The organism is Actinomadura sp. 7K507 (assembly GCF_004348425.1).
Classification (GTDB): Bacteria; Actinomycetota; Actinomycetes; order Streptosporangiales; family Streptosporangiaceae; genus Spirillospora.
The window spans coordinates 1-6,349 of record NZ_SMKK01000367.1 but is presented as its reverse complement, the minus strand read 5'-3'; the positions used below and the strand labels follow the sequence as shown (position 1 = coordinate 6,349).

The 6,349-nt window shown below is 66.2% G+C and carries 6 protein-coding genes; 5 read left to right on the top strand and 1 reads right to left on the bottom strand.

Annotated elements, in window-relative coordinates:
• The 5 genes from E1285_RS46180 to E1285_RS42440 form a co-directional block, all read left to right on the top strand.
• Positions 1-581 (top strand): hypothetical protein (locus E1285_RS46180; RefSeq protein ID WP_165966998.1); only part of this gene is annotated, 581 nt, incomplete at its 5' end.
• On the top strand, positions 578-1,681 hold the full coding sequence (locus E1285_RS42455) for a C40 family peptidase (protein ID WP_132160529.1): 1,104 nt from the start codon (positions 578-580) through the stop codon (positions 1,679-1,681). The genes E1285_RS46180 and E1285_RS42455, both read left to right, overlap by 4 nt.
• Before the next feature lie 307 nt (positions 1,682-1,988).
• Entirely contained in the window at positions 1,989-2,300 is a 312-nt protein-coding gene (locus E1285_RS42450) for a hypothetical protein (protein ID WP_132160527.1), read from the top strand.
• 17 nt (positions 2,301-2,317) lie between these two features.
• Entirely contained in the window at positions 2,318-2,902 is a 585-nt protein-coding gene (locus E1285_RS42445; RefSeq protein ID WP_243723444.1) for a DUF4314 domain-containing protein, read from the top strand.
• 147 nt (positions 2,903-3,049) lie between these two features.
• Entirely contained in the window at positions 3,050-3,688 is a 639-nt protein-coding gene (locus E1285_RS42440; protein ID WP_207947231.1) for an SMI1/KNR4 family protein, read from the top strand.
• Positions 3,689-3,733: 45 nt separating this feature from the next.
• On the opposite strand, the gene E1285_RS42435 is transcribed toward E1285_RS42440, so the two are convergent.
• Positions 3,734-5,503 carry a hypothetical protein gene (locus tag E1285_RS42435; protein WP_132160524.1) on the bottom strand — a complete coding sequence of 590 codons (1,770 nt, stop codon included), beginning with the start codon at positions 5,501-5,503 and terminating at the stop codon, positions 3,734-3,736.
• Between the last annotated feature and the right edge of the window lie 846 nt (positions 5,504-6,349).

The following is a 6,349-nucleotide window of genomic DNA, read 5'->3' as shown; positions in this document are numbered from 1 at the left end:
AGACAGCCTCCACCCCTTCCGCCTCCGGTCAGGATGACTCGCCCCAGCCGCGGTCCTCGACGGCCGACGCGCCGGACTCGATCACCTACAGCGGTCCCACGACGGCCGCCGAGGTGGTCGGGTTGCTGCCGCTGGACGCAGAGCAGATCGCCGCCACGGTCCAGGCGGCGCGCCGCTTCATCACCGCCTACGGCACCTGGCGATATGACGAGTCCCCAGAGACTTACCTGGCCCGTCTCGCCCCGCTGATGAGCGCCCAACTGCGCCCGCAGATGGAACGCGCCGCCACCGACCCCACCACGACCACCCAACGGCACCGCCTCCAGCAAAGCTCCACTGCCCAGGCACGTGCCGAGGCCATCCGCTCCCTGGGGCCCAGCTCGATCACCGTCATCGTCACCGGCATTCAGCACCTGTCCACCCCCCACACCGCCTGGCAGGAGACCTCCCGGTACGCCGTCACCCTCACCCACCACGCCCCCGAGAAAGGCAACGGCTGGCGCGTGTACGCCTTCGACCTCGCCGCCACCGGCGACACCGGAGACGTCCCCGACGACCAGCGCGGGAAGACCAGCCCATGACCGGCACCCTCAGCACCTCCGTCAACTCCACAGGTGGCGACCAGGGCGCCGTCCACGCACCCGTCGCGGTCGCCCTCGCGCTGCCGCTGCTCGCTCTGCTGTTCGGTGCCGGGCTGCTCAACACAAGCTCCACCGATGGTTGCGGGCAGCAGGCTGCGGCGCAGCCCGGCGCCTCCGCCGACGCCCGCACCGCCATACCCCGCACCTACCTGCGGCTCTACCAGGAGACCGGACGACGCTCCGGGCTGGCCTGGAACTTGCTCGCCGCGATCGGCAAACGCGAGTCCGATCACGGCCGCGACCCCGACCCGCGCTCGGGAGTGCGGGCCGGCGCCAACCACGCGGGCGCCGCCGGGCCCATGCAGATCGGCATCGGCGGCGCCGCAGGCAACAACTGGGGCGGCGCGCCCCGGCACCGCGCCGACCAGCACACAGGCGGATTCGCCGTTGACGGCAACGACGACGGGTGGGCCGATGTACACGACCCCGCCGACGCCATCCCCGGCGCCGCCCGCTACCTCCTCGCGCACGGCGCACCCGCCGACCCGCACAAGGCCCTGTTCGCCTACAACCCCGACACCGCCTACGTCCGCAAGGTCCTCGCCCAAGCCGCCCGCTACGCGAACGGAAACCGCCAACCCGTCCCGGGGGCCGGGCTCGATACCGGACTGGAGGGCTGCCCAGGCCAAGTAGCCGCGTACGCGGCCGTCCCCGGCAACGCCGCCGCCAAGGTCGTCGCCTACGCCCGCGCCCAGATCGGCAAACCGTACGTCTACGGAGACGAAGGCCCGCACGCCTTCGACTGCTCCGGGCTGACCATGCGCGCCTACCAAGCCGCCGGAATCACCATCCCCCGCACCTCCCAGACCCAATACCAGCACGGCCCCCAAATCCCAGCCGGCACCGAGCAACCCGGCGACCTGGTCTTCTTCGCCGGAAGCCGTGGCACCCCCAGCGCACCCGGGCATGTCGGAATCGTCACCGGCCGTGGGCGCATGATCGAAGCCCGCTGCTCCACCTGCGGCCCGATCGCCACCGCCCCCTACAGCGGCCGTGACCCCGTCGCGTTCACCCGCCCCGCCGCCCACAACAGGCGATGAACCCTTTCCCTCAGTACATCGGGCGTGCCTGCCGTAAGGCTCCCCCAAGGCCCGCCAGAAACGCCCAATCACTCCGCGCAGGCAGCCGATCCACAAGTGTCACCCACTTGTCCCGCCACCAAAGCCAAGTGATCATCTGGTCGGAACATGGCCACGGCGATTTCGTCCTTCAGAAAGGACATCTCCACCCGGACTCGAAGGGCACCTATGGTGCCTACAAGAAGAAGTGGGAACAATAGTGAGTTTTCTATTTGAAGATCCCTTCACCGCCAGTTACGGCCAGGCATGGCGGACCCCATTCCGTGCAGTGCGCACTCTGCTGGCCAACGCCGCCGACATCGCAATCGGTGATGAACTCGCCATCACCGAGACCATGCTGGAAGCAGGCGCCACCTGCGAATGCGAGGCCCACGGCCTGCACGAACACGCGACTGTCCAGTGGGTCCTACAGCAAGCGCGCTACCAGATCGCCCGCACCCTCACCGACCTCCCACAAGGACCACAGGACCCCGCCATCGCCCTCGTCCTGGACATCCTGACCCACCACCCGCCCCAGATACAGGCGCGAGTCCTGCACCGCGCCGCCGAACACACCGCCAACGAACTCGACGACCGCTGAACGGGCGGAGACACCCAATGCCCACGCACCCGAGTCGCGATCGCGATCCCGCCGATGTCCTCGATCACGACACCGGCAAAGTCCGCGTCCTGGCACGCCGCTGCGCCACCTGCATCTTCCGCACCGAGGACCCCATGCACCTCGGAGACGACCGCACCCGCCAAGTCATCGACGACAACCTGCGTGCCGGAGCGCTGCTGACCTGCCACGCCACTCTGCCCTACGGCGACCACCCGCACTTCGGGCCCGCGGTCTGCGCTGGCTTTTGGACCCGGCATCGCAACCAAGTCCCCGCCGGGCGCCTCGCCCAACTCTTCCTGGGCATCACCCGCGTCCAACCCCAAGAAGGCGACGACCCCGGCCAGCCCGCCGCGCCCGCCGATCAATCGGAGGAGCAGCCTCGTACGCAGGTGGCTGGTTGCAGCGCACGGCGCGGCAGCCGCATACGGCTGGTGGCCACCAGCGACCCCTACACCGACCTGGAGCCGGGTGCCCTGGGCACGGTCACCAGAATCGACGACCTCGGCACTCTCACCGTGAGGTGGGACGACGGCCACACCCTCGGGCTCATCCCTGGCCTTGACCAGTTCGACCTCCTCTGACGCTCGTGGCGGTCGCCAAGTACGCCGGTGGAGAACGGCGACCACTCTGAGGAGGGTTCGGCGGACAGGCGTACGAGGTGGTGGAAGGGGCTCGCGGCGAGTACCTCTTGTCCATAGCATCCACGTATGAGTACTGATGCTGATGGGGTGGAGCTTCTGGTCGCGGCCTGGGGCCGGATCGAAGCCTGGCTGCAGGCACACGCCCCGGCCTCTGCCGCGTTGCTGCGCCCACCGGCCGGTGGCGCTGACATCGCCGCCGCGGAGGCGGCCGTGGGCGTGGAACTTCCCGCCACGCTGGCGGCCTGGTACCGCATCCATGACGGGGTGGACGAAAACCGGGCGCCGTCCGGCGCGGTGCGGATCGCCGGGATCCTCCCAAACGCCCGGAGCGTGCTGCCACTCGACGAGCTGGTCGCGGAGTACCGGTTGCACACCCGGCACTGGGAGCACGAGGCAGGGATTCTGCCGTTTGCGCGGACGGCCGGGGACACCTGGTCGGGTTGGCACATCGACGCCCGCAAGGACGAACCCTCCTACGGCAACCTCGGTACCTGGTCGGCAGATGAGGGGGACAACCCCTATCCGTACCACTCGGATGGGTGGCCACTGCCGGACTGGCTGACCGAGATCGCTGCCGCGCTCGAACAGGGACGTGCAGTGGTCCTCCCGGACGGCACCGAGGAAACGTGGACACGGCCGGCGCTGGATCGGGGTGGGCTCACCTGGGTGGAGGCGCGGGATGCGCGCCTGGTCGGCGACGCGGTGGTGCTCGACGGGCCCAGGTGAGCGTGTGGTCCGGGGGCCCCGGACCACACGCTGGATGATGCTCGGTTAGGAGGGCATGGACATTGTGCACCGCACGGGCCGTGTAGTGCTGTCGCAGTGGTCGAATCCTGGGGTGGACACCCAGTAGGGATCATGGTCCATCAGCCGATACTTCCGACTGAAGCCGCTGGAGAAGGCTCCTCCCATGGAGGTGCCGTTCATCCAGTTGGACATTGAAGAACGCCCGCAGAGCTCCGTGAACGTCGGCGCCTGCTCCCGCTCGTCGCTGTAGAGGTGCCACTCGCCCTGTGTCTTGCGGGTGGCGTAGGTCTGCAGGCATTGGTCGCCGGAGGAGACTGGGTTCAGGCCGCCATTGGCAGCGGGCATGCCGCCGGAGTTGTAGGAGGAGGCGAAGGCGAATTCATCGCAGCTGGGCACGTCATTGCTGCTGATCTCTGTCAGAGATGTGGTGTCGGGGTGACCGTGGTCCCTGGCCCAGCCGCCCGGACAGATCACAGCACGGTTGGCATCCGGGTCGCGGCCGGGGTTGTCCGCCCTATTCACAGGCGGTAGGTAGTACATCGGCGAGTTGTGCGTCTTGCTTCCGGGGTGGTTGGGCAGCATGGTCTTGATCAGCCATGCGTGGGCCACGGCGGCGGGAGTCTTCCTACTGTTGAAGGTCCAGGTCGGGGTGTACTCGGAGAACACGCAACCTGCCGTTGTCTGGACGACGGTGTCACACCGTATGTCTGCGTCGGCGGCCTTCCAGGTCTTATGAGGGAGAACCTGCGTGGGCGGCGTCGCTGGAAGCTTAATAGAGGGAATAGCTATGGGAGAAAGTTCGAGGAAGTCGGTGGCGTCTGCCACGTTCGCGCGACCCCAGGTGTAGGTGGTTTCGGTTTCGGCGATGTGCTGAGCCCCCGGAGTCCATGTCCAGCGGAGGTTCGAGTCCACGGCGCCGATGGTGCAAACGCCTGCACAGCGGTGCTGCACATCGAGCGAGACCGACTCGAGTTCACCAAGTTCGAGGATGTCTGCTGGCACAGCAGTTATCTTCTCATTGATGAGGCCGGAATTGTTGGCCAGCTTGATCTGCTGCTGAACGAACCACTCGATGTCGATCGTTATAGGTACGCCGTTCGGGCCTTGGTAGGTGTACCTGACTCCGAGGCCGAGGTTGACGCAGCCCTCATGACGCTTGATTTCTGATATGGCGACGTTGGCGCACCAGTCCACCACATCGGGAGACTCAGAGTTCGCCTTGATCCTGTCCAGTGCCTTTTGGAACTTCTTGTTATCTGTTGGCAAGATGCGCATGCATGCCTTCGCGCCCGTCTTTTCGTTGACCTTCCGGTAGTCGCATTCTTCGTTCTCGCCGTGATTCGGCGTGCCTGACTGGGGCGAGGGCGGGGTGACGTCAGAGATCTCGGGCGCGTCGATCCGCTGCTGTCCTTGGAACTCGTCCTGGTTCAGCGCCGGCTGGTTCGGATCCGGCTCTGGCAGCGTGATATCGACTGTGTGAAGGATCTTGAACTTCGCCCAGGGGGACCAGGTGGTCTCGTACAGGGTGCCGTCATAGGCGGAGGTGCGGAAGATGTAGTTTTTCGCCGGCTCGAGAAAGCCAGAGGGGACGGTGACCGAAGCGGTGGCGCCGGATGCGACGTAGTCGGACACCAGGACCCCATATGGGTTGGCGTCGGTGAGATTGACCTGTGCTATCGGGTTTCCGTTGGCGTCGGCGGTCCAGGCTTCGAAGGTCAGATTTGCCCGATCGCCGTCTGCGTCGGTGACGGTGTTGCGCAGTACGACGGCCCTCGAGCTGTTGACCTGCCACACCCCGCTCACCTGTGTGAACGGCGGGCCGGCTGAGGGAGTACGGCCCGATACCGGGCGGCTAGCGGCACTGGCCTTTGCCTCCGACCCGCTCTCAGGGCCAGCAGCCGGCCTTGCTGAAGGGGCTGCGCTGGGGTCGGGGTTGGGGACGAAGTCCCTTACGGGAGCGGCGGTCGCTATCCCAGATCCCAGCAGCAGGATAGCCGCAACACCTAGGGCGATGCGGGCCAGGATTCCCAGCCGCCTGCTTGGTCTCGACACGTAAATGACCTCCCTGTTTGCCGTTGAGGGCGCGCCTCGGCGAAGATATGCCAGAGCGCTCAAGCAGCGATTAGCAAAAGGTGGTCGCACTTCGCCCCATGGTCTCGATTGCATGGTCTGCCGACTTGCGAAGGGTTAACCCGCTGTCCCCAAAGTCGCCCATGTCAGTAATAACAAGGATTTGATCATGTGGGCCAGGCGCCTTCATGACCGGATGCGGCCGGTTTAGCTCTTAAGCAAGGCGTGAAGCCTTCAAGATCGCCAGGATGAAGCCCTATTTGCCACGGTGTGTGATCATCGGTGCACGCATCACTTCGCGGCCGAACTCAGAACCTTTGTTGTGGAGGGCTATTTTGGGATGACCGAAACAGTCAGGCGGCTTGATTCCACTGAGCCTTTTTGTGCGTCCAGCAGAACGGGGAGGTGATGCCGCGTGAGCGGCTGATCTTGTTGTTCGTAAGCTCGTCGTCGCTTGCCGGTGTGAGTCCGGTCCGGGTAGCTGCCAGGAGGCCCGGTAGCAGGCTGGCGGTTTCGTCTGGAAACGGGCGGGGTCGAAGCCCAGCGTCAAAGGCCCTGGTGGGGGAGTGG

Bases quoted from the DNA above. Each gene is read 5' to 3' on its own strand.
- E1285_RS42455 (WP_132160529.1), top strand. From the start codon at position 578: ATGACCGGCACCCTCAGCACCTCCGTCAACTCCACAGGTGGCGACCAG.
- E1285_RS42445 (WP_243723444.1), top strand. From the start codon at position 2,318: ATGCCCACGCACCCGAGTCGCGATCGCGATCCCGCCGATGTCCTCGAT.